Genomic DNA, 26539 nt, shown 5'->3' on the forward strand with positions numbered 1-26539 from the left:
ACACTGACCGACGGTCAGCGTTCTCCGATGGCTGCCCCGTCGCGATCCGCGTCCAACGGATCGACGATCTCGCCCTGCGCGGTCAGCGTGCCCTGTGCCAGCCGGATCACCCTTGGGGAGACCGGCGGCTCCAGGTCGGCCACCACGCGGAGGCCGGAAAGGACGTCATCGGGTCGTACGGAGGGGGTGACCTGCCGCACGACCAGTTCGAGTATCGCACACGGTACGGCCGTCGCCCCGGAAGGCGTCTCGGATGGCGGCAGCGTATCGATGGTCATGACGGCGGCGCGGGCGTCGAACGTGCGCCGCCCCTGCTTGGTCATCCGCTCGACCTGGATCTCCTCGGCGGCCGTGAAGGCGCTCACGGCCCGCTCCAGGGCGGCCGGGTCGACCTCGGGCAGCTCGATCCGCCAGCGGGAGGCCTCGATCCGGTCGGCCAGGCTCCCGCCGGTGGCCTCCACGGCGTCCAGCACGTCGAGCCCGGGCGACAGGGCGGCGTCCAGGGCCGCCCGCAGCTGCCCCGGGTCGACCGGCTCGCGCAGGCCGATCTCCAGGTACTCGGCCTCGCTGGCCACGCCGGTCGGCGCGGCCGACGCGTACGAGATCTTCGGGTGGGGGGTGAAACCCTGGGAGAAGGCGATCGGTACGCCGGCCCGGCGCAACGCGCGCTCGAAGGCCCGGGCGAAGTCCCGGTGCGAGGTGAACCGCAGCGGTCCACGCTTGGCGTACCGGATCCGGACCCGCTGGACGACCGGCGCCTGGCCGCCCTCGGGTTGAGGCTTTCTGGCGATCGTGAGCTCCTCGGCTGTGCCTGCGTGTCGGTTCCATCCTGGCGCAGCGGCCGGCACGGCCCGCAGCCGGGGCGGCGGAAGCGGCCGGACGAACCGCCCCGAACCGGTCGGCGAGGGGCTGCCCGCCCCGCCCGGAGACGCCGGTGGCCGGCCGGCGACGCACAGGTCGCCCGGCCGGCCACCGGCGTTCAGGACCGGTTGCCGCCGCCCGGTGGCGGGTACGACCCCGGCGGCGGCACGTGGCCGGGCGGCGGAGCGTAGGGGCTGGCGCCGGGCGGGGCCTGGCCACCACCCGGCGCGCCCGGCGGGGCGTGGTAGCCGGCCGGGACCGGCGGGGTGCCGTAGCCACCACCGGCGCCCTGGTCGAGCAGGTGATCCGGCACGGCCGCCGCCCGGGCCGCCTCCCGGCGGTAGCGGCGCCGGTTCCAGATCAGGAAGACCACCAGCGCCACCAGCACCAGGAGCACCACGCCGATGCCGATGCCGATGACCATGACCTGCTGGTCCGTGGGGCCACCCCGGTCGCCGTGCTCGGTGACGTCGAAGTCGTCGTCCTCGGCCGCCTGCGGCGGTGCCGGGCTGGCCGCGGCCGGGTCCAGCAGCGGGTTCGCCGAGACCGCCGGCACCCTCGCGGTCAGCGCCGCCACCGGGTCGATCCGGCCGAAGCCGTACTGCGGGTCGCGGCCGGGCGGGCCGGCGTCCCGGGCGGTGCGGATGATCCGGTTGATCACGTTGGGCGCGGAGAGGTCCGGGTACTTCGCCCGGATCAGCGCCGCGATGCCGGAGACGATCGCGGTGGCGTCGGAGGTGCCGTCACCCCAGCCGTAGCCGTGGTCCGGGCCGGCGTTGTAGATGGCGTCGCCGGGTGCGGCCACCACCGCCTCGGGCCCCTGGGTGGAGCCGGACCAGAAGCGCCCGCCCCGGGTGGTGCCGGTCACCGCGATCACCCCGCGCACGTTCGCCGGGCTGGTCACGTCGACCTCGCCCTTGGCGGTGTTGCCCGCGGCGGCCACCACCACCACGTCCCGGTCCAGGGCGTACTTGATCGCGGACTCCTCGTCGGCGGAGGCCGCGCCCGCGGCGCCGTAGGACAGGTTGATCACCTTGGCGCCGCCGTCGACGGCCATCCGGATGCCCTGGGCCGACGCCGCCTCGCTGATCTCCCCGTCGCCCGGCTTCGTCTTGATCGGCAGGATCCGCACGCCCGGCGCGATGCCGGTCACCCCGTCCCGGCCGGCGTTGCGCGCCGCGATGATGCCGGCCATGTGGGTGCCGTGGCCGTCCACGTCGGAACGCCCGTCGCCGGGAGCGCCGTAGCTGCGGCCGCCGGGAAGCACCTGGCCGGCGAGCTCCGGGTGCGTGGCGTCGACGCCGCTGTCCACCACGGCGACGGTCACCCCGCGCCCCGTGGAGAGCCGGTGCACCTGGTCGATGCGCAGCTCGTCCAGATACCACTGCTCGGCCCGTCGCGGCGCGGCGGCCGCCGGTTGGGCGGCCCCCAGCACCATGAGCCCGGCCACCAGGCCGGCCGCGACCGGCCGGAGCGCGCCCATGTGCAACCTCATCCGTCCGTCCTCAGCGCAGGATGCCCGGGGACGCGGCGTCACCGCTGCCCCACGGATCGTCGTCCTCAGTCAACCACGACGAGTGCTCGCCACCCGAGCCGCCGTGCCCCGCGCCGCCGTGCCCGCCCATCATCCCGCCGCCCATCATGCCGGCGCCGCCACGGACGCCACCCGCACCCGCGCCCGCGCCGGCCGCGTTGCGCAGCGCGCTGGCCGCGCTGGTCATCGGGGGCACCTTGCCGTTGCCGCCACCGACCATGCCGGGGATGCCGCCCATGCCGACCCCGCCGGCCGCGCCGACACCGCCGCCACCGATGCCGCCGGCCGAGCCGAGGCCGGCCCCGCCACCCCCGAAGCCGCCACCGGCGCCGCCGAGGCCCGCGGAGTTGACGCCGCCACCGAGACCGCCGGTGCCGCCGTAGCCACCGCCGATGCTCGGCCCGCCGGCGCCGGCGAGGCCGCTGCCGTAGTCGTGGTCGCCGGTCCCGCTGCCCGGGTAGCCGGCGCCGGTGGACGGCGGGGTGTAGGTGCCGCCACCGCCCCCGCCACCGAACTCGGGGCCGCCGGTCGTGGGCGGGGGCGTCAGCGACCCGCCCCCGAAGGAGCCACCACCGCCACCACCACCGATGCCGGTGCTGCCCAGGGAGGGCCCGCCGCCGCCGAAGCCACCGCCCGCGCCGCCCCCACCGACGCCGCCACCACCGCCCGGCAGGCCGGACGGCGGCTTGCGGTCGTCGGGACGGTAGCCGTCGGATTCGGTCTTCGGGTTCGGCACGACCAGCTTCGGCCGCTCCGTCTCCACCGCGGCGGGCAGCGGCGACATCGCCGAGTTGGCCGCCTGCTGGTTGTCCCGGTACCAGTTGTCCAGGTGCGACTTGGTGTCCCACCAGCCGCCGCGCTTGCTGTCGCTGGCGTTGCCGTCGACCTTCATGGTCGCCTCGAGGTCGTCGGCCTTGTCGCGGAACGCGCCGTCGGCGTACGAGGCCGGGTTGCTCTGGTAGTCCTTGCGCAGCGCGGCCAGGAAGCCCGACGCGCTCTCACCGTCGCGGGCATCGTCGAGCTCGGTGCCGTTGGGCAGGCTCCACTCGTTCCAGCCGAAGTCGTCCATCAGCGGGATCGGGATGCTCGCGACCGACTTGCGGATGTCACCCTCGATCCGCGACAGCGCCCCGCTGACGTTGCTCGCGTGGGTGATCAGATCCTCGATCTCCTTGCCGATGTCGCCCAGGTGCTCGCGGTACGCGTCGCCGCCGCTGCCCTTCCACCCGCTGAGCAGGCCGGGCAGGCCGCCGCTGTGCGGGCGCTCCTGGCCGGGCGCGATCGGGCCGACGAACGACCGCCCGACGAGCGCGTCCCGCAGGTAGCCCAGGCCGGTGGAGAGGTTGCTCCACCCCACCCCGACCGTACCGACCGTCTCCGGGTCCGCCGACAGCGTCACCTCACGGACGCAGCGCTCCCAGGTTCCTCCAGCCATGACCCTCTCCCCCTCAGGCCGTGTACGGGTAGGTGGGCTGCTCGCCCGTCGCCGGCGGCGGGGCGGCCGATTCCAGCAACCGCTCGATCTCCTTGCCGTTGGCGGCGTTGCGGGCCTCCGTGTCGCGGAACGCCTTCGCGATGTCCTCGGTGCCCTGCCGCAGGGTGGCCAGCTTGGTGGAGAGCGCCTTGAGGTGGGCCTCCATGTTCGCCGTCGACCTGGTCAGCGCCTGCCACTGCATGCGAGCGTCCTCGTACGCGCCGAACGGCGTGCCGTTGGGCACCGTCTGCGCGTTGTTGCTGTCGCCCTTCATCCGCTCCTTGATGCGTTCCATCTCGTAGCTGATGGTGTCGTCGACATACTGCTTGAGGCGCTCGACGTAGTCCGCCGCGGCGTCCAGGTCCTCGACGCTGACGTGCAGATCGCCGGTGTCCGGCGGCCTGATGTCACCCATGCTGCTGCCCTCCCCGCTGCCGGCCCCCGGCCGGTCCAATACGGACGCAGCGTATCGAGAGACGGCCAGTCGGGGCACCCCCACCCCGCGTCACGGGACATCGACGGGCGACGCGTCCCGGAATGTGACGGAGCGCGGAACCCCGAAGGGTTCCGCGCTCCGCTGTGCGTCGGCGGTGCTACTGCTGCGCGCCGGCGGGCAGCTTCAGACCGTTCACCGGGGTCAACGGCAGCAGCTTCCGGCCGGTCGGGCCGATCTGGATCTCCGTGTCCATGGTCGGGCACACGCCGCAGTCGAAGCAGGGCGTCCAGCGGCAGTCGTCCTGCTCGTACTCGGCGAGCGAATCCTGCCAGTCCTGCCACAGCCAGTCCTTGTCCAGGCCCGAGTCGAGGTGGTCCCAGGGCAGGACCTCCAGCTCGTCACGCTCCCGGGTGGTGAACCAGTCCAGGTCCACCCCGAAGGAGGGCAGCACCTCGGCCGCCGCGTCCACCCAGCGCTGGTAGGAGAAGTGCTCGCTCCAGCCGTCGAACCGGCCACCGTTCTCCCAGACCCGGCGGATCACCGCGCCGACCCGGCGGTCACCCCGGGACAGCAGGCCCTCGATCAGCGACGGCTCGCCGTCGTGGTAGCGGAAGCCGATGGCGCGGCCCAGCGAGCGGTCGCTGTTGATGGCCTGCTTGAGCAGCTTCAGCCGGCCGTCGATGACCTCCGGGCGCTCCATGGCGGCCCACTGGAACGGGGTGTGCGGCTTCGGCACGAAGCCGCCGATCGAGACGGTGCAGCGGATGTCCTTGGACCCGGTGGCCGCCCGGCCGGCCCGGATGACCTCGTGCGCCATGTCGGCGATCTCGAGGACGTCCGAGTCGGTCTCGGTGGGCAGGCCGCACATGAAGTAGAGCTTCACCTGCCGCCAGCCGTTGGTGTAGGCGGTCACCACGGTGCGGATGAGGTCGTCCTTCGACACCATCTTGTTGATGACCTTGCGGATCCGCTCCGACCCGCCCTCGGGGGCGAAGGTCAGGCCGGTCCGCCGGCCGTTGCGGGACAGCTCCTGCGCCAGGTCGATGTTGAAGGCGTCCACCCGGGTCGACGGCAGCGAGAGCGAGACGTTGGTGCCCTCGTACTGCTCGGCGAGCCCGGAGCACATGTCGCCGATCTCCGAGTGGTCGGCCGACGACAGCGACAGCAGGCCCACCTCGTGGAAGCCGGAGAACTCCAGACCCTGCTGCACCATCTGGCCGACCGTGGTGATCGAGCGCTCCCGCACCGGGCGGGTGATCATGCCGGCCTGGCAGAACCGGCAGCCCCGCGTGCAGCCGCGGAAGATCTCCACCGCGTACCGCTCGTGGACCGTCTCGGCCAGCGGCACGAGGGGCTTCTTCGGGTACGGCCAGGCGTCCAGGTCCATGGTCGTGCGCTTGTGCACCCGGAACGGCACGTCGGGGCGGTTCGGCACGACCCGCTGGATCCGGCCGTCGGGCAGGTAGTCCACGTCGTAGAAACGCGGCACGTAGATGCTCTCGGTGCGGGCCAGCCGCAGCAGCAGCTCGTCCCGGCCGCCCGGGCAGCCCTCGGCCTTCCAGTCCCGGACGATCGCGGTGATCTCCAGCACCGCCTCCTCGCCGTCGCCGAGCACGGCGGCGTCGACGAAGTCGGCGATCGGCTCCGGGTTGAACGCGGCGTGGCCGCCGGCCACGATCACCGGGTCGGCCTCGGTGCGGTCGGCGGCGAGCAGCGGGATGCCGGCCAGGTCGATCGCGGTGAGCAGGTTGGTGTAGCCCAGCTCGGTGGAGAAGGAGACGCCGAACACGTCGAAGTCGCGCACCGCACGGTGCGCGTCGACGGTGAACTGCGGCACGCCGTGGGCGCGCATCAGCTTCTCCAGGTCCGGCCAGACCGCGTACGTCCGCTCGGCGAGCACGTCGGGCAGCTCGTTGAGCACCTCGTAGAGGATCTGCACACCCTGGTTGGGCAGGCCCACCTCGTACGCGTCGGGATACATCAGCGCCCACCGGACGGTCGCCGCGTCCCAGTCCTTGACCACCGCACCCAGCTCGCCACCGACGTACTGGATGGGCTTGGTCACCTGGGGCAGCAGCGGCTCCAGCCGGGGCCACACGGAATTGGCCGCGGTCGGGCGCGGAGTCGTCGACGGGGCACTCATGATGCCCAAGGGTACGCGGTCCCCGACCACCGACCACGCCGCACCGCCACCCACCCCACCACCCCCTGCCTGGGTTGATCAAGAGGTTTGCGTCGGGATCCGGGCCGACCCCGACGCAAACCTCTTGATCGACGAGCGGGGTGGGTGGCGCTGGGGATTCGTCGGGGGTGGCGGGGCGGTACTAACCTCGCAACGGGCGCGAGAGGAGATTGCCGCGATGTCGCAGCCGCAGCCCGGCGCGGACCGGCCGGCCGACGGGGGCACCCCGGCCACCGGCCGGAACGGGGATCCGGCGGTCACCGAGCCTCCGGCCGACGTTCCACCGCAGGCCGACGCCGCGCTCCCGCCCACGACGGACGCGTCGTCCGCGCCGGAATCCGCGGCGCCCGACACCGAGGCGCGGGCCGGCGCACCGGCCGAGCCGGCGCCGGAGGGTGAGATCACCGCGCGGGCCGAGGCCGCACCACAACCCGAGCCCGCCCCGCAGGACGAGCCCGCCCCGCAGGACGAGGCCGCGCCGCAGGACGAGGCCGCGCCGCAGGACGAACCGGCGCACGCCGAATCCGGCGCGCGGCCGGAACCGGCCGTGGAGTCCGACTCGGACGCGGACGCCGACTCGGCCGCGCAGACCGACCCCGACACCCAGGCCGCGACCGAGGAGCAGGCCGCGCCGGACGCCGAAGCCGCGCCCCGGCCCCCGGCCGCCCCGGACCCCGACACCACTCCGGTCTCGCCGGCCCGGCCCGCCCGAGGTTCCGCCGCCGTGCCCGGCCCCGCCCGCGCCGCCGGGTCCGCCCCGGTCGCGCCCCGCCCCGACCCGACCCGGGTGGAGCGGCGGCCGGACCCCACCCGGGTCGAGAACCAGGCCGGCGTGGAGACGCCGGCCCAGCCGCCCGCGCCCCGCTGGAGCGGCTCCGCCGCGGTACCGCCCCCGCCGCCGCGCAAGCGCGCCTGGGGCGAGTCGGCCGAGCCCACCCCGGTGCCGCCGGTCGACTCGCCGGAGCACCAGGTGCCGGTCGACCCGTGGGCGGGCGTGGACACCACCGGCTGGGACCTGCACTCCGCCGACTTCCCGGCGCTGCCGCCGACCCTGCCCTACACGGCGCCCTACCCGGTGCCCCACCCCGCCCCGCCGGTCGCCGCGGCGCCGCCGCTCGGCCCGCCGGCCGTCCCCGCCCGGCCGCCGGCGGTCGCGCCGCCCCGGCCGGTGTCGCCGCCGCCGGGCCCGCCGCCCGCGCCGCCGAAGCAGCGCCGCGCGAGGAAGACCCCGCCGCCGGTGGCCGCGCCGCCCGGGTGGGGGCCACCCAAGGGGTACGTGGCCGTGCCGGTCCGCCGCCGGCGCCGCTGGCCGTGGGTGCTGCTGCTCAGCGTGGCCTGCTGCTGCGGCGTGCCGCTCTGGTGGGCCCAGCCGCTCTCCGCCCAGTACCCGGCCAGCGCGAGCCTGCCCGACCAGCTCGGCTCGATGCGGCTGCGCCAGGACGAGCGCAGCCAGGCCGCCGCCGCCGAGTTGCAGCAGCAGGTACGCCAGGCGCATCTGCTCGCCGAGGACACCTTCGCCGGCATCTACACGACGGGCGACGGCAAGCGGGTGACGCTCTTCGGCGGCACCGGGTTCCGGCTGAGTCCGGAGTCGGACGCGAAGGCCGAGCTGGTGCGGCTCACCGACCGGTACGCCCTCGACCCCTCGGTGGCGGTGGAGACCGGTGTCCGCGGCCGGTACGAGCGCTGCGCGGTGGGCCGGTCCGACGGCGACTCGGTGGTGGTGTGCACCTCGGTCGACCACGGGAGCCTGGCCACCGGCGTCTTCACTCGACTGTCCGTGGAGGACAGCGGCCGGCTGCTGGACGACCTGCGCCAGAAGGTGGTCACCCCCGAGCAGTCCTGAGCGATCGTCACCGTTCGCAACGTATCGAACACGTAAAGGTTCCGTCTTCCTCCCGGGTCGGATCGGTCCGAGGGGTGACAATCAGGACATGTCGCGGCGTTGGCTCTTCGCTGACCAGCTGGGGCCGCACTTCCTCGACGAGCGGAAGCAGCCGGTTCTCCTCATCGAGTCCAAGGCGGTCTTCCGGCGGCGGGTCTTCCACCGGCAGAAGGCCCACCTGGTCCTCTCCGCGCTCCGGCACCGCGCCGCCGAGCTGGGCGACCAGGCGATCTTCCTGCGCGGGGAGACGTACGGGCAGGCGCTGGAGCAGGTCCGCGAGCCGTTGGAGGTGTGTCATCCCACCTCGCGGCGGGCGCTGGAGTTCGTCCGGAAGCAGGATGCGGTCACCGTGCTGCCGGCCCGCGGCTACGTGACCAGCCTGGCGGACTTCGCCGACTGGGCCGACGGCCGGCGGGGCGCGCTGCGGATGGAGGCGTTCTACCGGTTCGCCCGGGAGCAGCACGGGGTGCTCATGGACGGCCACGAGCCGGCCGGCGGCCGGTGGAGCTTCGCCACCGAGAACCGGGATCCGCCGCCGAGGGACGGCCGGCTCGACGTCCCGGCCCCGTCCATGCCGAAGGAGGACGACATCGACGCGGAGGTCCGGGCCGACCTGGACCGCTGGGCGCGGGAGGGCATCCGGTTCGCCGGGCGGGACGGGCCGCGCCGCTTCCCGGCCACCACCACCGAGGCGAGGTCGCGGCTGCGGCACTTCCTCCGGCACCGGCTCGCCGCGTTCGGCCGGTACGAGGACGCCATGCTCTCCACCGACCCCTGGCTGGCGCACAGCGTGCTGTCGTCCTCGTTCAACCTGGGCCTGCTGGACCCGGTGGCGGCGGTCCGGGACGCCGAGCGGGCGTACCGGCGGCGGGAGGCGCCGCTGGCCGCCGTGGAGGGGTTCGTCCGGCAGGTGATGGGCTGGCGGGACTACATCTGGCACACCTACTGGTATTTCGAGAAGGGCTGGCGGAACAGCAACGAGTTGGGCGCCCGCGGCTCCCTGCCGGAGTGGTGGCGCGACCTGGACGCGGACTCGGTCGACGCGCGCTGCCTGCAGGACGTGCTCACCGGCGTCCGCGACCGCGGGTGGGTGCACCACATCCCGCGGCTCATGGTGCTCGGCAACTACGCCCTCCAGCGCGGCTGGCGCCCGTCGGAGCTGGTCGAGTGGTTCCACACCCGGTTCGTGGACGGATACGAGTGGGTGATGACCGGCAACGTGGTCGGCATGAGCCAGTACGCCGACCTGGGCCGGATGACCACCAAGCCGTACGTCGCCGGCGGCGCGTACATCAACCGGATGAGCGACTACTGCGGCGGCTGCCGTTACGACCCGCGCCAGCGGCTCGGCGCGGACGCGTGCCCGTTCACCGCCGGCTACTGGGCGTTCCTGGCGGGCAACCGCGACCGGATCCCCGCGAACGCGCGGATGGCGCGGGCCATGAAGCAGCTGGCGCTCCTCGGCGACCTGGACGCGGTGGTCGCGCAGGAGGGGCGGCGCGGCGGCGACCCGCCGTGACGGCTCAGGCGGCCGGGTCGGCGGGGGGCTCGGCGGGGGGCTCGGCGCGCTTGGGCGCGTAGCGCGGCACGTACTCCTGGCCGGTGAGCTTCTGGATCTCGGCCATCATCTCGTCGGTCATCGCCCGCAGCGACGTGCGGTCGTCCGAGCGGCCGGTGAAGTCCAGCGGCTTGCCGAACCGGATGGTGATCTCCGCCCGGCCGGGCCGGGGCACCCGCGTGCCGATGGGCTGCGCCTTGTCGGTGCCGGTCACGCCCACCGGGATGATCGGCACGCCGGCCGCCACCGCCAGGCGGGCCGCGCCGGTGCGCCCCCGGTAGAGCCGGCCGTCGGGCGAGCGGGTCCCCTCCGGGTAGACGGCCACCAGGTCGCCGGCCTTGAGCACCGGGATGGCGGCGTCGAACGCGGACAGCGCCGCCCGCCCGCCGGCCCGCTCGACCGGGATGGCGCCCAGCCCGGTGAGCACGAACTTCGAGAACGCGCCCTTCACGCCGGTGCCCTTGAAGTACTCCGACTTGGCCCAGAAGGCCAGGTGCCGGGGCACCACGGTGCCGAGCAGCAGCTCGTCGGCCACGGAGAGGTGGTTGCCCGCGAAGATCGCGCCGCCGGTCGCCGGGATGTGCTCCAACCCCTCCACGTGCGGACGGAAGGCCAACCGCAGCGTGGGCGCCACGGTGAGCTTGCCGATGGTGTAGAGCAGGGGCACGGGTCCTCCGGCGGTCGTACGTGAGCAGGCGCTGTCACGGTAGCGGACGGGTCGGCATCCGGCGGATCGGGTGGTCAGCCGTCCGCGGGGTGGTCCGGCGGCGCGGACGCCGCCGGACCTGCCACGACCTCATACCCGCCGGACCGCCACCGTCACCCGCTCGCCCTCGCCGACCTCGCCGGCGAAGCCGTCGACGCCCTCGGCGAAGTCGACCGTGTCGGCCAGCACCTCCCGGGCCACGAACTCGGTGTACGCGGCGACCGCCGCGCGGACCTCCTCCGAGGCGGAGACGGCCACCACGATCCGGTCCGAGACGTCCAGGTCGGCGTCCCGGCGGGCCTGCTGGACCACCCGGACCACGTCCCGGGCCAGCCCCTCGGCGGCCAGCTCCGGGGTGACCTCGGTGTCCAGCACGACCACGCCCTCGCCGCCGGGCAGCGGCGCGGAGTGCTCGGCGTCGGCCGCGACCAGGCGCAGCTCGTACTCGCCCTCGGCGAGGGTGACCCCGGCGGCGACCGGGGCGCCGTCCACCAGCTCCCACTCCCCCGCCTTGACCGCCTTGATCACCTGCTGGACCGCCTTGCCGACGCGCGGGCCGAGCGCCCGGGGCACCACGGTCAGCACCTGCTGGCAGTAGGCGGACACCTCGTCGGTGAACTCCACCGCCTTCACGTTGACCTCGTCGGCGACCAGGTCGGCGAAGGGCCGCAGCTGGGCCGCGACCGGCGAGGCCACGGTCAGCTTCGACAGCGGCAGCCGCACCCGCAGCCCCTTGGCCTTGCGCAGCGACAGCGCCGCCGAGGCGACCGCCCGCACGTTGTCCATGGCGGCCACCAGCTCGTGGTCGGCCGGGAACTCCTCCGCCGACGGGAAGTCGGTCAGGTGCACCGACCGCTCGCCGGTGAGCCCGCGCCAGATCTCCTCCGCAGTCAGCGGCGCCAGCGGCGCCACCACCCGGCAGAGCGTCTCCAGCACCGTCCACAGAGTGTCGAACGCGTCGGCGTCGCCCGCCCAGAACCGGTCCCGCGAGCGGCGCACGTACCAGTTGGTCAGCGCGTCCAGGTAGGACCGGACGGTGGCGCAGGCGCCCGAGATGTCGTACGCGTCGAGCTGACCCTGGACCGTCGACACCAGCTCGTTCGTCTTCGCCAGCACGTACCGGTCGAGCAGGTGCGTCGAGTCGGTGCGCCGCTTCGCGGTGTAGCCGTCCGCGTTGGCGTAGAGCGAGAAGAAGTACCAGACGTTCCACAGCGGCAGCAGCACCTGACGCACGGCGTCCCGGATGAGCGTCTCGGTGACCGCCATGTCGCCGCCGCGCAGCACCGGCGAGGACATCAGCATCCAGCGCATCGCGTCCGACCCGTACGCGTCGAACACGTGGTAGACGTCCGGGTAGTTGCGCAGGCTCTTGGACATCTTGCGCCCGTCGGAGCCGAGCAGGATGCCGTGGCTGAGGCAGTTGCGGAACGCCGGCCGGTCGAACAGCGCGGTGGCCAGCACGTGCATGGTGTAGAACCAGCCGCGGGTCTGCCCGATGTACTCGACGATGAAGTCGCCCGGGTAGTGGTGCTCGAACCACTCGCGGTTCTCGAACGGGTAGTGCACCTGGGCGAACGGCATCGAGCCGGACTCGAACCAGCAGTCCAGCACCTCCGGCACCCGGCGCATCATCGACTTCCCGGTCGGGTCGTCCGGGTTGGGGCGGACGAGGTCGTCCACCGCCGGCCGGTGCAGGTCGGTCAGGCGTACGCCGAAGTCCCGCTCGATGTCGGCGAGCGAGCCGTACACGTCGACCCGCGGGTAGTTCGGGTCGTCGGACTTCCACACCGGGATCGGCGAGCCCCAGAACCGGTTCCGGCTGATCGACCAGTCCCGGGCGTTGGCCAGCCACTTGCCGAACGAGCCGTCCTTGATGTGCGCCGGCGTCCAGTTGATCTGCTGGTTGAGCTCGACCATCCGGTCCTTGACCCGGGTGACCGCGACGAACCACGAGGACACCGCCTTGTAGACCAGCGGGGTGTCGCAGCGCCAGCAGTGCGGGTAGGAGTGGGTGTAGGTGTCCTGCCGGAGCACCACCCCCCGCTCCTTCAGCTCCCGGATCACGGGCTTGTTCACGTCGAAGACCTGCTCGCCCTGGTACGGCGGGACCAGCCCGGTGAACCGGGTGTGGTCGTCGACCGTGACGACGGTCGGGATGCCGGCCGCGTTGCAGGTGTTCTGGTCGTCCTCACCGAAGGCCGGGGCCAGGTGGACGATCCCGGTGCCGTCCTCGGTGGTGACGAACTCGGCGCCGAGCACCTGGTAGGCGTTCTCGCCGGCCTGCTCGACCAGGAAGTCGTAGAGCGGGGTGTAGCGGCGCCCGACCAGGTCGCGGCCGTGCACGGTGCCGACCTGCTCGTACCCCTCCAGCTCCTTGGCGTACGCGCCGAGCCGCGCGGCGCCGACCAGGTAGCGGTCGCCGTCGCGTTCCAGCACCGCGTACTCGATGTCGGGGCCGACGGCGAGCGCCAGGTTCGACGGCAGGGTCCACGGCGTGGTGGTCCAGACGCCGAGCCGCACCGGGCCGCGCACCAGCTCGGGGGCGGACGCGTCGGCGGTCAGCTCGAACCAGACGGTCAGCGTCGGGTCGTGCCGGTCCTTGTAGACGTCGTCCATCCGGGTCTCGGTGTTCGACAGCGGGGTCTCGCACCGCCAGCAGTACGCCAGCACCCGGAAGCCCTCGTAGACCAGACCCTTGTCGTGCAGGGTCCGGAAGGCCCACATGACGCTTTCCATGTAGTCCAGGTCGAGCGTCTTGTAGTCGTTGGCGAAGTCGACCCAGCGGGCCTGCCGGGTGACGTACCGCTCCCAGTCCTGGGTGAACTCCAGCACCGACGTGCGGCAGGCCTCGTTGAACCGGGCCACGCCGAGGTCGAGGATCTCCGCCTTGGTGGTGATGCCGAGCTGCTTCTCGGCGACCACCTCGGCCGGCAGGCCGTGGCAGTCCCAGCCGAACCGGCGCTCGACGTGCCGGCCGCGCATGGTCTGGTAGCGCGGCACCACGTCCTTGACGTACCCGGTGAAGAGGTGGCCGTAGTGCGGCAGGCCGTTGGCGAACGGCGGGCCGTCGTAGAAGACGAACTCGTTCTTCCCGTCCTCGCCGGCGGGGCGGGCCTCGACCGACGCCTCGAAGGTCTTGTCGGCCGTCCAGTGCTCCAGGACCCGGCGCTCGACCGCGGGCAGGTCCGGGCTCGCCGGGACGCCGGCGGCGGTCGGGTCGTGCAACGGATAGGCCATCGGGGGTCGCTCTCCTCAGCAGCTCACATGTCCGTGTGGGTCTGCGAGGACGAACCCGTTCCCGGTGCGCCGTGCCGGCGCGCCCGGGGCAAGGCCCGCGGTACCACCCCGCTTGGCGGTCAGAGGTGCGACCGCCCGCTCGTTGGCCGGCTGTGACGGGCCGTCCCGTCCGGTTCTACTGAGCCGGTCGCCCGGCCGTTCTTCCGGAGGCTCACCGGTGATGGCCGGGTCGTCGCCTGTGTGGCGTCAAGCGTACTCGACCGGACGGGTGCCCCGCCGCCGAGTATCCGCGGGACAGGAGGGGTTCCTCCGGACACCTGGCGGCCCGGCCGGCACGGCCACGCCCCCGACTAGGCTGCCCGGGTGATCCGGATCGAGTTGGACGAGCCCACGCTGACCCGCACCCGGATCGCCACCAGCCCGCTGTGGGAGGTCAAGTGCAGCCTCTACCTCCTGCAGCGCTACCGGGACGAGGCGCCCTGGCCGTACACCGGCTGGGCCCGGCACGCCTGGCGGGTGCTCGCCGAGCAGCCCGCGACGGCCCCGGTCCGGCTCTACACCCGGACCGGCCCGTGGTACCCGGACTTCCTCGGTCCGGTGCCGCCCAGCGCCAGCCCGACCATCGAGGAGGAGCTGGCCGCGCTGCGCGCCACCCCGGCCGAGGTGATCGCCGAGCAGATCCCCCGCTACCACGACCCGGACGACCTGCCGGAGTGGCTGCGCCCGTTCGTCACCGACCGGCAGGCGGCGCTGGACCGGCTGGCCGACGGCGTCCAGGCGTACTGGGACGCGGCGCTCGCGCCCTGGTGGCCGGCGATGCGGGCGGCGCTGGACGAGGAGGTGCTGCACCGGGCGCGGGCCCTGGCCGCCGACGGCCCGGACGCGCTCCTGGCCGACCTGCACGAGCGGGTCCGCTGGGAACGGCCGGTGCTGACCCTTGTCAAGCCGTCGGACCGGGCATTTCGGGCGGTCGACCAACGGCTGCTGCTGATCCCGTTGATCTTCTCCCGGGGTGCGCTGACCCACTCCACCGACCACCCCGAGGTCATCGCGGTGTCGTACCAGGCCCGGGGCTCGGCCCTGCTGGCCGAGGGACGGCCCGCCCCGGCGGCGGTCGAGCCCGGCACCGACCGCCTCGCGGTGCTGGTCGGGCGGGGCCGGGCCCAGGTGCTCCGCGCGCTGGCCCGGCCGGCCACCACGGCCGGGCTCGCCGCGACCCTCGGGCTCGCCCCGAGCACCGTCTCCGAACACCTCGCCGCGCTGCTCGCGGCCGGGGTGGTGCACCGCCGCCGGGTGGGCCGACGGGTGCTCTACGGCTTGGAACCGGCGGGTCTGGCGCTGGTCACGCTGATCGGCGCCGGCACGGCGTCCGCCTCCGCCTGAGGATTCGGCGCGCGCCGAATCCGTTTTCCCGCCCCGCCGGCGTCCCTAGATTCGCGGCCATGAGCGAGCGAAGCGAGCGAATCATCCGGCTCAGTGCGGTGGAGCCTCATGACGGCCCGGAGCAAAGCGGAGGGCCGGCATGAGCGATTACGCGATCGAGGCGGTCGGGCTGCGGCGCACCTACCGCAGCCGGACGGGATGGTTACGACCCCAGCGCCGGGAGGTGGAAGCGGTCCGCGGCGTCGACCTGACGGTCGGCAACGGGGAGCTGTTCGGCCTGCTCGGACCGAACGGCGCGGGCAAGACCACCACCATCAAGCTGCTGAACACGCTGCTGATCCCGACCGCCGGCAGCGCGCGGATCCGCGGCCACGACGTGGTCACCGAGACGCGGGAGGTCCGCCGCCGCATCGGGTACGTCTTCGGCGGTGACCGGGGCCTGTACGAACGGCTGTCCGCCCTGGACAACCTGCGCTACTTCGCCGAGCTGTACGGCGTGCCGGGGCGGGAGCAGCAGCGGCGCATCGCCGAGCTGCTGGAGCTGGTCCGGCTGGCCGGCCGGGAGCGCGAGCGGGTGGAGGGCTACTCCCGGGGCATGCGGCAGCGCCTGCACATCGCCCGGGGTCTGCTGCACCGGCCGCAGGTGCTCTTCCTCGACGAGCCGTCGATCGGGGTGGACCCGGTGGCTGCCCGGGAGCTGCGGCAGACCGTCGCCGACCTGGCCGCCACCGGCACCACGGTGCTGTTGACCACCCACTACATGGCCGAGGCGGACGAACTCTGCGACCGGATCGCGGTGATCGCCAACGGCACCATCCAGGCCCTCGGCACGCCGGCCGAGCTGCGACGGCACGCCGACGGCCGGCAGGTGCTGGAGGTCGAGGCGTACGGGGTGACCGACGCTCAGCTCGCCGCCATCCACACCCTGCCCGGGGTACGCGAGGCGAGTGTGACGGTCACCGGCGCCGCGCAGGTGCTGACCGTGCAGTCCGACGCGGGGGTGGACGTGCAGGCCGGCGTGCTGCGCGAGCTGGACGGCGTACGGCTGGGGCGGGTGGCCGCCCGCCAGCCCACCCTCGAGGACGCGTACGTGGCGATCGTCAACCGGGTCGACACCCCGGCCCGCCCGGTCGAGGCGGTGGCCGCGTGAGTCTGCTCCGCATGATCGGGGTGGGGGCCCTGCTGCACACCAGGCAGCTCAGCCGCTCCCCGTTCGAGATCGCGACCGCGCTGATCGTGCCCGTGGTGCAGGCGACCCTTGCGGTGTACCTCTTCCGGGCCGGCGGCGAGCCGGGCCGGCTGCTGGAGGCCGCGGTGGGCGCCGGGCTGATGGGGGTCTGGTCGTCGGTGCTCTTCGGGTCCGGCGGCGCCATCCAGAACCAGCGCTGGCAGGGCACCCTGGAGATGCTCATGCTGGCGCCGCGCCCGCCCGCGCTGGTGATCTTCCCGATCACCCTGTCCACCGCGGTCACCGGCACCTACGCCATGCTCGCCACCCTGCTCTGGGGTTGGCTGCTCTACGGCGTGCCGCTGACCTTCGCGCACCCGCTGCTCTTCCTGGTCGCGGCGCCCGGCTGCGTGCTCGGCCTGGGCATGTTCGGCCTGCTGCTCGCCAGCACGTTCGTGCTGATGCGCAACGCCAACGCGCTGGCCAACACACTGGAGTACCCGATCTGGCTGGTCTCCGGGATGCTGGTGCCGCTCACGGTGCTGCCCGGCTGGACCGGCCCGATCGCCGCCGCGCTGCCCACCACCTGGGGCGCCCGGGCGGTGCACGAGGCGGCCGGCGGCGGCCCGGTCTGGCCGTCCCTGGGCATCTGCCTGGCGATCAGCCTCGGCTGCCTGGCCGCCGGCGCCCTGATGATGACGTACGTCGAGCGACGGGCCCGCGCCGCGGCGACCCTCGCGCTGGCCTGAGGAGGACGACGATGGCACTCTTCCGGCTGATCGGCACCGGCGGCGTGATCGCCTACCGGGCCCTGTTCAACTGGACCACCCCGGCGATGTTCATCGGCTCGCTGCTGGTGGGGCCGATCTTCCAGCTGCTCTTCTTCGCCTATCTGGGCCGGCAGCTCGGGGTCGCCGACGACCGCTTCTACATCGTCGGCAACGCGGTGCTCGCCGCCTCGCTCTCGTGCGTCTTCGGCGGCACCATGGCGGTCGCCAACGAGCGGCGCTTCGGCACCCTCGGGCACGTGCTGCTCTCCCCGCGCAGCCGCACCGCCGTCTTCCTCGGCCGGGTCCTCCCGTACGCCGGCAACGGCCTGCTCATCGCGGTGAGCACGCTGACCGTCGGCGCGCTCCTGCTCGGCCTGCGGGTGCCACCGCAAGCCCTGCCGGGGCTGCTGGCCACCCTGGCGGTGGCGGCGCTGTCCTGCGGCTTCTTCGGCCTCACCCTGGGTGCGCTCGGCCTGCGGTTCCGGGACGTCTGGGTGGTCTCCAACGTCTCGGTGGCGCTGCTGCTCCTGCTCACCGGCGTGAACGTGCCGGCCGCCGGGCTGCCCGGCTGGATGCGTGTGGTGGGCGAGGGCCTGCCGATCACCCACGCCGTCCGGGCCGCCCGCCAACTGGTGGCCGGCGAGGGCTTCGCGGCGGCCGGGCCGGCACTCGCCGCCGAGGTCGCCGTCGGGCTCGGATACGCGGTCCTGGCCGCGGTCCTCCTCAAGGTCTTCGAGGCCGAGTCCCGCCGCCGCGCCTCCCTGGACACCCTCTGACCCACCCACCCCACCGGTCAGGAAGGGCACGGATCACCATGACCACCGTCACAACGCCGCGCCGTCACACCGGGCCGGTCCCGATCCGTCGTGTGGGCGTACCTACCGACATGAAGGAGGCGGCGATGAGCCGGATGGACACGGCGGCGGTGGCGCCGGAGGCGTACCGGGCGGTTCTCGGCCTGGAGAAGTACGTCCAGAAGAACGTGGACCACACCGTGCTGGAGCTGGTCAAGCTCCGGGCGTCGATGTTGAACGGGTGCTCGTTCTGCGTCGACATGCACAGCCGGGACGCGTTGGGGTCGGGCGAGTCCAGCCGGCGGCTGTTCGCCGTCGCGGCGTGGCGGGAGGCGCCCTTCTTCGACGAGCGGGAGCGGGCGGCGCTGGCGCTGACCGACGCGGTGACCCGGCTCGGCGAGCACGGCGTGCCGGACGACGTGTGGGACGCCGCCGCGAAGGTCTGGTCGGAGAAGGAACTCGCCGATCTGTTGGTCGCGATCGCCACAATCAACGTGTGGAACCGGATCTCGGTGAGCACCCGTACCGAGCCGCCGGTCGAGGTGTGACCTCACCCTCGGCGGCGGCGCAGGCGGCCGGTGCGCTCACCGCGCACCGGCCGATGCTGCTCGGGCTGGCGTACCGGCTGCTGGGCAGCCTGCACGACGCCGAGGACGTGCTCCAGGAGGCGTACCTGCGCTGGCTGGACGTCGACCGGGACAGCGTGGCCGAGCCGCGCCGCTACCTGTCCCGGGTGGTCACCCGGCTGGCCCTGGACCGGCTGCGCGCCCGGCAGGCCGCCCGGGAGACGTACGTCGGGCCCTGGCTGCCCGAGCCGGTGCCGACCGACCCGTCGCCGTTCGGCCCGCTCGACACGGTCGAGCAGCGGGAGACGCTCTCCACCGCGCTGCTGCACCTGCTGGAACGGCTCACCCCGCCGGAGCGTGCCGTGTACGTGCTGCACACCGCCTTCGCCCTGCCGTACGCCGAGATCGGCGAGGTGCTGGACCGGTCCGCGGCGGACTGCCGGCAGCTGCACCACCGCGCGGTGGCCCGGATCGCCGAGGGCCGGCCACGGTTCACCGCCGACCCGGCCGAGCAGCGCCGGCTGCTCGACGCGTTCCTGGCCGCGGCGCGCGACGGCGACCTGGCCCGGCTGACCGGCCTGGTCGCGGCCGACGCCACCTCGTGGAACGACGGCGGCGGCCGGGTCTCCGCGGCCCGCAACCCGGTCCACGGGGCGGAGCGGATCGCCCGCTTCTTCGCCGGCCTCTACCACCAGCGCCACCCCGACGTCCGGGGCGTCCCGGTCGAGCTCAACGGCGCGCCCGCGCTGCTGCTGACCTGGCCCGGTGCCCGCTACGTCCTCTCCGTGGCCGCCGCCGAGGGCCGGATCACCGGCGTCTACCTCATCGGCAACCCGGACAAACTGCTCGGCGTGCCGGGCTGAGCACGCGCGACGGCCCCGGCCCGCACGCGCGGAACCGGGGCCGTCGGAAGCCCGGTCAGCCCAGCTCGGGGAACCAGAGGGCGATCTCGCGCTTGGCGCTGTCCACCGAGTCGGAGGCGTGCACCAGGTTCTCCCGGTTGGAGAGGGAGAGGTCGCCGCGGATGGTGCCGGCGGCGGCCTTGCGGCCGTCGGTGCTGCCGATCATCCCGCGGACCACCTCGATCACCTGGTCGCCGGAGAGCACCAGGGCCGCCAGCGGGCCGCCGGTCATGAACGCCTTCAGCGGCGGGTAGAACGGCTTGTCCACGTGCTCGGCGTAGTGCTGGTCGGCGAAGTCGCCGTCCATGGTGCGGATCACCAGCGCGTCGATCCGCAGGCCCTTGCGCTCGAAACGGCCGAGGATCTCCCCGACCAGACCGCGGCGGACCGCGTCGGGCTTGATCAGTACGAGCGTGCGCTCGTCCGGGCTGCTGCTGGACACGCTGGTTTCCTCCTGTGCGCGGAACCGGGTCGGGCTGGGTACGGTCAGCGTAGCGACCCGGTCCCGGCGCCGGCGCGGCGCCTGCTCCTTCCCTGGGTCGCCGCGGCGGCCTAGCCTGGCCCTGGAACCCCTGGGAGGTCCACTGTGGCGAATGGCGGGAACCGACCCATCGCGCCGGTGCGCAAGCTGATCGGCGCGGTGCTGGGCACCCTGGCCACGTTCGTGACCCTGTTCGGGCTGGGCATGACGAGCTGGGCGATCGTGGCGCTCGGGGTCGCCCTGCTGGTGCTGGCGATCGCCCTGGCCACGGTCCGCGGCGGCGGCCGCACCTGGGTGGTCGGGCTGGGCCACGTGCACAGCGCCTCCGAGCCACCCACCCAGTACGCCTTCGGCCGCTGCGAGCTGCAACTGGTGATCGACGCGCCCGGCCTGCCGCCCCGGTCCAAGAAGATCATCGAGCCGCGGGTTCCGGTTGCCAAGTGGCCGTCGCTGGGCCAGGCGCTGCCGGTCCGGGTCGCCCTCGACGACCAGCGGCACGTCCGCGTCCTCTGGGACGAGGTGCCCACCCATGCCGAGACGGCCGCCGCGGTGGCCGACCTCCCGCCCGAGTACGCCGACCCGGATCCGGTCGACGAGGTGCTCATCGGGCAGGAGGCCCCGCCGTGGGCCGACCGGGCCCCGGAGGACGACTTCCGCGACGACTTCCCGCCCGCGCCGGACCCGCTCCTCGACGACCTCGGCGGGCTGCCGGAGGACCGCGAGCCGGTGGTGCTGCACCAGCGCCCCGGCGGTGGGGTCGTGCTGGAGGGGCAACTGGTCGAGCCGGCCACGGGCGGCCCGCTCCCCCGCCGGGCCCCGACGCCCCGCCCGCCCGCCGAGGAGCGGTTCGACACCATGCCGGTGGACCCGATCGACGTCCCGCTGGACGAGCCGGTCGGCGAGGCGCCGCCCACCCCGGAGGAGCTGGACGAGGCGATCTTCGGCCCCGCCGGCGACGACGAGCCGGCCGAGGCCGCGAGCCCGATCAGCGGCGTCGGCATCACCCTGCTCGTCACCGACCTGGACCGGTCCCTCGACTTCTACCGGGACCTCGGCTTCGCCGAGATGGACCGCGGCGAGGGCAACGCCGTCCTCTCGTCCGGGCCGACCCGCCTGGTGCTGCGCCGGGTGACCGGCGCCGCCCCGATCAGCCGCCGGCTGGTCCACGTCAACCTCGAGGTCGACGACATCCAGGCGGCCTACCAGCGGCTGCGCGGGTCGGGCGTCCGGTTCACGTACGCCCCGCGGGTGGTGAACCGCGGCACCAAGCTGGAGGTGTGGGCGGCCGCCTTCCGCGACCCGGACGGGCACGGCGTGGCGCTCACCCAGTGGCGCACCCTCGCCGACGCCTGACCCCGGCCGCTCACCCGGGCCGGCTCAGCGGAGGATGACCCGCCGCACGTGCAGCGCGTACGCCCACACCAGGGCGAAGATGACGCCGAGCGCGAACAGCGACCAGTGCAGCAGCCCGGACAGCAGCAGCAGGCCCTGGAGGACCGTGCCGGCGTTCCAGGCCCACGCCCGCTTCATCTGGCCGGCGACCACCACGCAGGCGACCGCCAGCGCGACGATCGCGGCGATGGCCGCGCCGCTGAGGTCCCCGCCGACCACCCGGATCGGTTGGATGGCCAGCAGCAGCACCAGCGCCTCCAGCGCGAGGGTGCCGGCACCGAGCCCGCGCACGGCCTTGGCGGGGTCGCGCAGCCCTGAGCGCCGCGGCTGCTCCACCCCGTCCGGCGGGTGCTCGTCCACCGGGCCGGTCATCGCTTGAGCAGCCGGCGGGCGTCGGCCACGGTCACCACCGATCCCGTGATCAGCACACCCACCCCGGACAGCTCGCCCGGCACGTCCGACTCGGCCTCGGCGACGGCCGCCTCGATGGCGTCCGGCATCCCCTCGGTCACCTGCACCCGGTCCGGCCCGAAGACCTCCCGGGCCAGCTCGGCCAACTCGTCGACGGGCATGGCCCGGGGGGAGCTGTTCGCGGTGACCACGATCGAGTCGAGCACCGGTTCGAGCAGCTCCAACAGGCTGGCCGCGTCCTTGTCGCCGAGCACGGCGAGCACGCCGACCAGCTTGCTGAACGCGAACTCCTCCTGGAGCGCGGTGACCGTGGCGGCCATCCCGTGCGGGTTGTGCGCGCCGTCGAGCAGGACCGTCGGGGCGGTACGCACCTTCTCCAGCCGGCCCGGTGAGCTGGCCGCCGCGAAGCCCTCCCGGACCGCCTCGATGTCGAGCTGCCGCCGTGCGCCCGCGCCGAGGAACGCCTCCACCGCGGCGAGCGCCACGGCGGCGTTCTGCGCCTGGTGCGCGCCGTGCAGCGGGAGGAAGATCTCCTCGTACACCCCGCCGAGGCCCTGGATGGTGAGCACCTGGCCGCCGACCGCGACCGCGCGGCGCAGCACGCCGAACTCGGCGCCCTCCCGCGCGACGGTGGCGCCGACCTCGGCGCAGCGCTCCAGGACGGGCCGGGCGGCCTCCTCCTCCTGGGCCGCCGCGATGACGGTGGCGCCGGGGTGGATGATGCCCGCCTTGTGCAGCGCGATGTCCTCGATGGTGTCGCCGAGCCACTCGGTGTGGTCCAGCCCGATCGGGGTGATCACCGCGACCCCGGCCTGGATCACGTTGGTGGCGTCCTCGGCGCCGCCGAGCCCCACCTCCACCACGGCCACGTCCACGGGGGCGTCGGCGAAGGTGGCGAAGGCCAGCGCGGTGGTCAGGTCGAAGTAGGTGAGCGGCTCCTCGGAGCGCTGGTCGACCAGCTCCGCGAGCGGCTCCACCTCCCGGTACGTGGCCACGAAGCGGTCCTCGCTCACCGGCTCGCCGTCCAGGCTGATCCGCTCCCGGACGGTCTCCAGGTGCGGGCTCGTGTAGCGGCCGGTGTGCAGCCCGAAGGCCCGCAGCAGCGCGTCGATCATCCGGGCCGTCGACGTCTTGCCGTTGGTCCCGGTCAGGTGGATCGACGGGTACGCCCGCTGCGGGCTGCCGAGCAGGTCGAGCAGGCTCTCGATCTTTTCCAGCTCGAAGCGGATACGGGTGAAGCCGCGCGCGTTCAGCGCGGCCTCCACCTCGGCGAATTCGGTGCGGTCGGTCACGAGGGAAGCGCCTCCAGGGCGGCGTCGATCCGGATGAGGTCCGCCTCGGCCACCGCCAGCCGCTCGCGGATCTTGGCGACCACCGGCTCCGGCGCCTTGCCGACGAACGCCGGGTTGTCCAGCTTCGCCCGCGCCTGCGCGGCCTCCTTCTCGGCGGCCGCCCGGTCCTTGGTCAGCCGGGCCCGCTCGGCGGCCACGTCGATCGAACCCCGGGTGTCCAGCGCCACGCTGACCTCGCCCGGCATGGCGAGGGTGGCGCTGGCCTGGAAGTCGTCGCCCGGCGCGTCGAGCCGGACCAGCGAGCGGACCAGCGGCTCGTGCGCCGCGATGCCCGCGCCGGTCAGGCCGTCGAGCCGGGCGGCCACCCGCTGCGTCGGGCGCAGCCCCTGGTCCGAACGGAACCGCCGGATCTCGGTCACCACCCGCTGGAGGGTGCCGACCTCGACCTCCGCGGGGTCGTCGACGAGGGTACGGTCGGCCGCCGGCCAGGCGGCGGTCATCACGGTCTCGCCACCGGTCAGCGCGGTCCACAGCTCGTCGGTGACGAACGGGATCACCGGGTGCAGCAGCCGCAGCAGCTGGTCCAGCACGTGCCCCAGCACCCGGCGCGTGGCGTCGGCGGCCGGCCCGCCCTCGGCGAGCACCGGCTTGCTCAGCTCCACGTACCAATCGCAGACGTCGTCCCAGGCGAAGTGGTAGAGCAGGTCACAGACCTTGGCGAACTCGTACGCCTCGAACTGCTCGTCGACCTCGGCGGTGACGTGCGCCAGCCGGGAGAGGATCCACCGGTCGACGGTCGACAGCTCGCTCGCGGCCGGCAGCGGCCCGTCGGTGTGCGCGCCGTTGAGCAGCGCGAACCGGGTGGCGTTCCAGAGCTTGTTGCAGAAGTTGCGGGAGCCCTGGCACCACTCCTCGCTGACCGGCACGTCCTGACCGGGGTTGGCGCCCCGGGCGAGGGTGAACCGGGTGGCGTCGGCGCCGAACCGGTCGATCCAGTCCAGCGGGTCGACCACGTTGCCGAACGACTTCGACATCTTCTTGCCGTGCTCGTCGCGGACCATGCCGTGCAGGGCCACCACGTCGAACGGCTGCACTCCGTCCATGGCGTAGAGGCCGAACATCATCATCCGGGCGACCCAGAAGAAGAGGATGTCATAGCCGGTGACCAGCACGCTGGTCGGGTAGAACTTCGCCAGGTCCGGGGTGCGCTCCGGCCAGCCGAGCGTGGAGAACGGCCACAGGCCGCTGGAGAACCAGGTGTCGAGGACGTCCTCGTCCTGCCGCCAGCCCGCGCCGGTCGGCGGCTCCTCGTCGGGGCCGACGCAGACGATCTCGCCGGCCGGGCCGTACCAGACCGGGATGCGGTGACCCCACCAGAGCTGCCGGGAGATGCACCAGTCGTGCATGTTGTCGACCCAGGCGAAGTAGCGCTTGGCCAGCTCGGCGGGCTCGATCTTCACCCGGCCGTCGCGCACCGCGTCGCCGGCGGCCTTGGCCAGCGGGGCGGTGTTGACGAACCACTGGAGCGACAGCCGCGGCTCGACGGTCGTCTTGCACCGGGAGCAGTGCCCCACGGCGTGCACGTACGGCCGCTTCTCGGCCACGATCAGGCCCTGCTCGCGCAGCGCCGCCACGATCGCCGGGCGGGCCTCGTAGCGGTCCAGGCCCTGGAACGGGCCGGGCGCCGTGATGATGCCGCGCTCGTCCATGATCGTCAGCTGCGGCAGGTCGTGCCGCTGGCCGATCTCGAAGTCGTTCGGGTCGTGCGCCGGGGTCACCTTGACCATGCCGGTGCCGAAGCTGGGGTCGACGTGCTCGTCGGCCACGATGGGGATCCGCCGGTCGGTGAGCGGCAGGTCCACCTCGGTGCCGATGAGGTGCCGGTAGCGCTCGTCGTCCGGGTGCACCGCGACCGCGGTGTCGCCCAGCATGGTCTCGGCCCGGGTGGTGGCCACCACGACCTCGTCGCTGTAGCGGATCGAGATCAGCTCACCCTCGTCGTCGGTGTGCTCGACCTCGATGTCGGAGAGCGCCGTGAGGCAGCGCGGGCACCAGTTGATGATCCGGTTGGCCCGGTAGATGAGCCCGTCGTCGAAGAGCTTCTTGAACATGGTCTGGACGGCCCGGGACAGGCCCTCGTCCATGGTGAAGCGCTCACGGTCCCAGTCGACCGCGTCGCCGAGGCGGCGCATCTGGCCCAGGATGGCGCCGCCGGACTCGGCCTTCCACTGCCAGACCCGCTCCACGAACTTCTCGCGGCCCAGGTCGTGCCGGGACAGGCCCTCGCCGGCGAGCTGCCGCTCGACCAGGTTCTGGGTGGCGATGCCGGCGTGGTCCATGCCGGGCAGCCAGAGCGCCTCGAAGCCCTGCATCCGCTTACGCCGGTTCAGCGCGTCCATGAGGGTGTGCTCGAACGCGTGCCCCATGTGCAGGGAGCCGGTCACGTTCGGCGGCGGGATGACGATGGTGAAGGGCGGCTTGTCGCTGTCCGCCGACGCCCGGAAGTGGCCGGCGGCTACCCACTGCTCGTACCGTCGCTGCTCTACCTCGCCGGGCTGGTACTGGCCGGCAAGGGTCGGGGCGTCGGGGCGTCGGGCATCCAGTCTCTCGGTCACCCTGAAAGTCTACGGAGCGCTTTCGGAGACCCGGCGTGCGCCACCTGTTAGTTCGCGTACGGTGGCGGACATGTCCGACGCGCACCTCACCGAGCGTCCGGTCGACGACGGTCCCGAGCCGGTCGACCTGACCGACGAGCCGATCCGGCTGAGCCGCCGCGACCCTGCCCAGGAGCCCGAGCGCCGCCCCGTTTCCCGGCGGCGGAAGATCGCGCTCGCGGCCGCGCTGGCGGTCGGCCTGGCCGGCGCCGGGGCGCTCGGTCTCGGCGGCTGGCGGGTGCTGGCGGAGAAGGACACCGAGCTGAGCACGCCGGCCACGGTGGCCGGGCTCACCCGGGACGACAGCGACCGGGCCCGCAGCACCGCCGACTACCTGCGCGACGGCTTCGCTGCCGACATCGAGCTGGACCGGAGCTTCGGCACCGTCTACACCGACCCGGCGGACGCCAAGCGGTCGGTCCTCCTCTTCGGGGGCACCACGCTGCTGTGGCAGCCGGAGCGGGACCTGGACAGCCTCTTCGGGCTGATGGCCGACGAGACCGGCAAGGTGACCGGCCTGCGCGAGGTGGACGCGGGCGCCCTGGGCAGCGTGATGAAGTGCGGCACGACCAGCGGCGACGGCGGCGACTTCGCGGTCTGCGGCTGGGCCGACCACGGCAGCGTCGCGATGGGGATGTTTCCGGGCCGGTCCGTGGACGACTCCGCGGTGCTGTTCCGCCAGCTCCGCGAGGGCGTCCAGCACCGCTGACAATGCGGGCCACAAACGCAGTCAGGGCCACCCCGAAGGGTGGCCCTGACTGGAAGATTGTCCGGCGGTGTCCTACTCTCCCACACCCTCCCGAGTGCAGTACCATCGGCGCTGGAGGGCTTAGCTTCCGGGTTCGGAATGTGA

21 protein-coding genes and 1 rRNA gene are annotated in these 26539 nt (G+C 73.6%); 10 read left to right on the forward strand and 12 right to left on the reverse strand.

From position 1 onward, the window contains the following. Positions 1-14: 14 nt before the first annotated feature. The 5 genes from ABZ452_RS31035 to ABZ452_RS31055 all read right to left on the reverse strand — a co-directional run bounded on the left by ABZ452_RS31035 (position 15) and on the right by ABZ452_RS31055 (position 6448). The gene (locus ABZ452_RS31035) at positions 15-734 is read right to left on the reverse strand and encodes a TIGR03936 family radical SAM-associated protein (RefSeq protein WP_357950613.1); all 720 of its coding nucleotides are present in this window, start codon (positions 732-734) and stop codon (positions 15-17) included. Positions 735-979: 245 nt separating this feature from the next. After that, complete coding sequence (gene mycP / locus ABZ452_RS31040; protein ID WP_357950559.1) at positions 980-2356, reverse strand: type VII secretion-associated serine protease mycosin; 1377 nt, start codon at positions 2354-2356, stop codon at positions 980-982. 10 nt (positions 2357-2366) lie between these two features. After that, entirely contained in the window at positions 2367-3830 is a 1464-nt protein-coding gene (locus ABZ452_RS31045) for a hypothetical protein (protein WP_357950561.1), read from the reverse strand. Positions 3831-3843: 13 nt separating this feature from the next. Then, positions 3844-4284 (reverse strand): hypothetical protein, encoded by a 441-nt coding sequence (locus tag ABZ452_RS31050; protein WP_357950563.1) that lies wholly within the window; start codon positions 4282-4284, stop codon positions 3844-3846. 178 nt (positions 4285-4462) lie between these two features. Continuing rightward, positions 4463-6448 carry a TIGR03960 family B12-binding radical SAM protein gene (locus ABZ452_RS31055; protein ID WP_357950566.1) on the reverse strand — a complete coding sequence of 662 codons (1986 nt, stop codon included), beginning with the start codon at positions 6446-6448 and terminating at the stop codon, positions 4463-4465. Positions 6449-6665: 217 nt separating this feature from the next. On the opposite strand from ABZ452_RS31055, the gene ABZ452_RS31060 reads away from it, so the two are divergent. Both ABZ452_RS31060 and ABZ452_RS31065 read left to right on the forward strand, forming a co-directional pair. Then, on the forward strand, positions 6666-8333 hold the full coding sequence (locus ABZ452_RS31060) for a hypothetical protein (protein ID WP_357950568.1): 1668 nt from the start codon (positions 6666-6668) through the stop codon (positions 8331-8333). An 88-nt stretch (positions 8334-8421) separates the two neighbouring features. Next, positions 8422-9891 carry a cryptochrome/photolyase family protein gene (locus ABZ452_RS31065; protein WP_357950571.1) on the forward strand — a complete coding sequence of 490 codons (1470 nt, stop codon included), beginning with the start codon at positions 8422-8424 and terminating at the stop codon, positions 9889-9891. Positions 9892-9895: 4 nt separating this feature from the next. On the opposite strand, the gene ABZ452_RS31070 is transcribed toward ABZ452_RS31065, so the two are convergent. Together ABZ452_RS31070 and ileS are read right to left on the reverse strand one after the other, a co-directional pair. Continuing rightward, entirely contained in the window at positions 9896-10597 is a 702-nt protein-coding gene (locus ABZ452_RS31070; RefSeq protein WP_357950574.1) for a lysophospholipid acyltransferase family protein, read from the reverse strand. Between the two features lie 129 nt (positions 10598-10726). Next, a complete protein-coding gene (ileS, locus tag ABZ452_RS31075; RefSeq protein WP_357950576.1) occupies positions 10727-13873 on the reverse strand; it encodes an isoleucine--tRNA ligase in 3147 nt (1048 codons plus the stop codon). Between the two features lie 363 nt (positions 13874-14236). On the opposite strand from ileS, the gene ABZ452_RS31080 reads away from it, so the two are divergent. The 6 genes from ABZ452_RS31080 to sigJ all read left to right on the forward strand — a co-directional run bounded on the left by ABZ452_RS31080 (position 14237) and on the right by sigJ (position 19417). Beyond that, positions 14237-15256 (forward strand): ArsR family transcriptional regulator, encoded by a 1020-nt coding sequence (locus tag ABZ452_RS31080; protein WP_357950579.1) that lies wholly within the window; start codon positions 14237-14239, stop codon positions 15254-15256. 139 nt (positions 15257-15395) lie between these two features. Then, positions 15396-16406: an ABC transporter ATP-binding protein gene (locus ABZ452_RS31085; protein ID WP_357950582.1), complete on the forward strand. Its 1011-nt coding sequence runs from the start codon at positions 15396-15398 to the stop codon at positions 16404-16406. Further along, positions 16403-17173, forward strand: coding sequence for an ABC transporter permease (locus ABZ452_RS31090; RefSeq protein ID WP_357950584.1), 771 nt, complete (start codon positions 16403-16405; stop codon positions 17171-17173). The genes ABZ452_RS31085 and ABZ452_RS31090 overlap by 4 nt, the downstream gene beginning before the upstream one ends. Positions 17174-17184: 11 nt before the next feature. Beyond that, positions 17185-17970, forward strand: coding sequence for an ABC transporter permease (locus ABZ452_RS31095; protein ID WP_357950587.1), 786 nt, complete (start codon positions 17185-17187; stop codon positions 17968-17970). 125 nt (positions 17971-18095) lie between these two features. Continuing rightward, positions 18096-18536, forward strand: coding sequence for a carboxymuconolactone decarboxylase family protein (locus ABZ452_RS31100; protein WP_357950590.1), 441 nt, complete (start codon positions 18096-18098; stop codon positions 18534-18536). Beyond that, entirely contained in the window at positions 18533-19417 is an 885-nt protein-coding gene (sigJ, locus tag ABZ452_RS31105) for an RNA polymerase sigma factor SigJ (RefSeq protein WP_357950593.1), read from the forward strand. Before ABZ452_RS31100 ends, sigJ begins: the two co-directional genes overlap by 4 nt. Before the next feature lie 55 nt (positions 19418-19472). On the opposite strand, the gene ndk is transcribed toward sigJ, so the two are convergent. Next, positions 19473-19898, reverse strand: a complete 426-nt coding sequence (ndk, locus tag ABZ452_RS31110) for a nucleoside-diphosphate kinase (protein ID WP_357950596.1) — start codon at positions 19896-19898, stop codon at positions 19473-19475. Between the two features lie 144 nt (positions 19899-20042). Here ndk and ABZ452_RS31115 point away from each other — a divergent pair, with 144 nt between their 5' ends. Next, on the forward strand, positions 20043-21290 hold the full coding sequence (locus tag ABZ452_RS31115; protein ID WP_357950599.1) for a VOC family protein: 1248 nt from the start codon (positions 20043-20045) through the stop codon (positions 21288-21290). 24 nt (positions 21291-21314) lie between these two features. On the opposite strand, the gene ABZ452_RS31120 is transcribed toward ABZ452_RS31115, so the two are convergent. The 3 genes from ABZ452_RS31120 to ABZ452_RS31130 are packed head-to-tail and all read right to left on the reverse strand — an operon-like array spanning position 21315 to position 25647. After that, positions 21315-21701: a DUF4233 domain-containing protein gene (locus ABZ452_RS31120; protein ID WP_357950601.1), complete on the reverse strand. Its 387-nt coding sequence runs from the start codon at positions 21699-21701 to the stop codon at positions 21315-21317. Next, on the reverse strand, positions 21698-23032 hold the full coding sequence (locus tag ABZ452_RS31125; RefSeq protein ID WP_357950604.1) for a folylpolyglutamate synthase/dihydrofolate synthase family protein: 1335 nt from the start codon (positions 23030-23032) through the stop codon (positions 21698-21700). The genes ABZ452_RS31120 and ABZ452_RS31125 overlap by 4 nt, the downstream gene beginning before the upstream one ends. Continuing rightward, on the reverse strand, positions 23029-25647 hold the full coding sequence (locus ABZ452_RS31130; RefSeq protein ID WP_357950606.1) for a valine--tRNA ligase: 2619 nt from the start codon (positions 25645-25647) through the stop codon (positions 23029-23031). Before ABZ452_RS31130 ends, ABZ452_RS31125 begins: the two co-directional genes overlap by 4 nt. A gap of 70 nt (positions 25648-25717) precedes the next feature. Between ABZ452_RS31130 and ABZ452_RS31135 the strand changes: the two genes are divergently transcribed. After that, positions 25718-26395, forward strand: coding sequence for a hypothetical protein (locus tag ABZ452_RS31135; RefSeq protein WP_357950608.1), 678 nt, complete (start codon positions 25718-25720; stop codon positions 26393-26395). 59 nt (positions 26396-26454) lie between these two features. Here the strand turns inward: ABZ452_RS31135 and rrf are convergent. Beyond that, positions 26455-26539: ribosomal RNA gene (rrf, locus tag ABZ452_RS31140) — 5S ribosomal RNA — on the reverse strand; the annotation flags it as partial.

It is taken from the genome of Micromonospora sp. NPDC005707, assembly GCF_040631005.1.
In the GTDB taxonomy this organism is placed as follows: domain Bacteria; phylum Actinomycetota; class Actinomycetes; order Mycobacteriales; family Micromonosporaceae; genus Micromonospora.

Bases quoted from the DNA above. Each gene is read 5' to 3' on its own strand.
- mycP (WP_357950559.1), bottom strand. From the start codon at position 2,356: ATGAGGTTGCACATGGGCGCGCTCCGGCCGGTCGCGGCCGGCCTGGTG.
- ABZ452_RS31045 (WP_357950561.1), bottom strand. From the start codon at position 3,830: ATGGCTGGAGGAACCTGGGAGCGCTGCGTCCGTGAGGTGACGCTGTCG.
- ABZ452_RS31050 (WP_357950563.1), bottom strand. From the start codon at position 4,284: ATGGGTGACATCAGGCCGCCGGACACCGGCGATCTGCACGTCAGCGTC.
- ABZ452_RS31055 (WP_357950566.1), bottom strand. From the start codon at position 6,448: ATGAGTGCCCCGTCGACGACTCCGCGCCCGACCGCGGCCAATTCCGTG.
- ABZ452_RS31060 (WP_357950568.1), top strand. From the start codon at position 6,666: ATGTCGCAGCCGCAGCCCGGCGCGGACCGGCCGGCCGACGGGGGCACC.
- ABZ452_RS31065 (WP_357950571.1), top strand. From the start codon at position 8,422: ATGTCGCGGCGTTGGCTCTTCGCTGACCAGCTGGGGCCGCACTTCCTC.
- ileS (WP_357950576.1), bottom strand. From the start codon at position 13,873: ATGGCCTATCCGTTGCACGACCCGACCGCCGCCGGCGTCCCGGCGAGC.
- ABZ452_RS31085 (WP_357950582.1), top strand. From the start codon at position 15,396: ATGAGCGATTACGCGATCGAGGCGGTCGGGCTGCGGCGCACCTACCGC.
- ABZ452_RS31095 (WP_357950587.1), top strand. From the start codon at position 17,185: ATGGCACTCTTCCGGCTGATCGGCACCGGCGGCGTGATCGCCTACCGG.
- ABZ452_RS31100 (WP_357950590.1), top strand. From the start codon at position 18,096: ATGAGCCGGATGGACACGGCGGCGGTGGCGCCGGAGGCGTACCGGGCG.
- ABZ452_RS31120 (WP_357950601.1), bottom strand. From the start codon at position 21,701: ATGACCGGCCCGGTGGACGAGCACCCGCCGGACGGGGTGGAGCAGCCG.
- ABZ452_RS31135 (WP_357950608.1), top strand. From the start codon at position 25,718: ATGTCCGACGCGCACCTCACCGAGCGTCCGGTCGACGACGGTCCCGAG.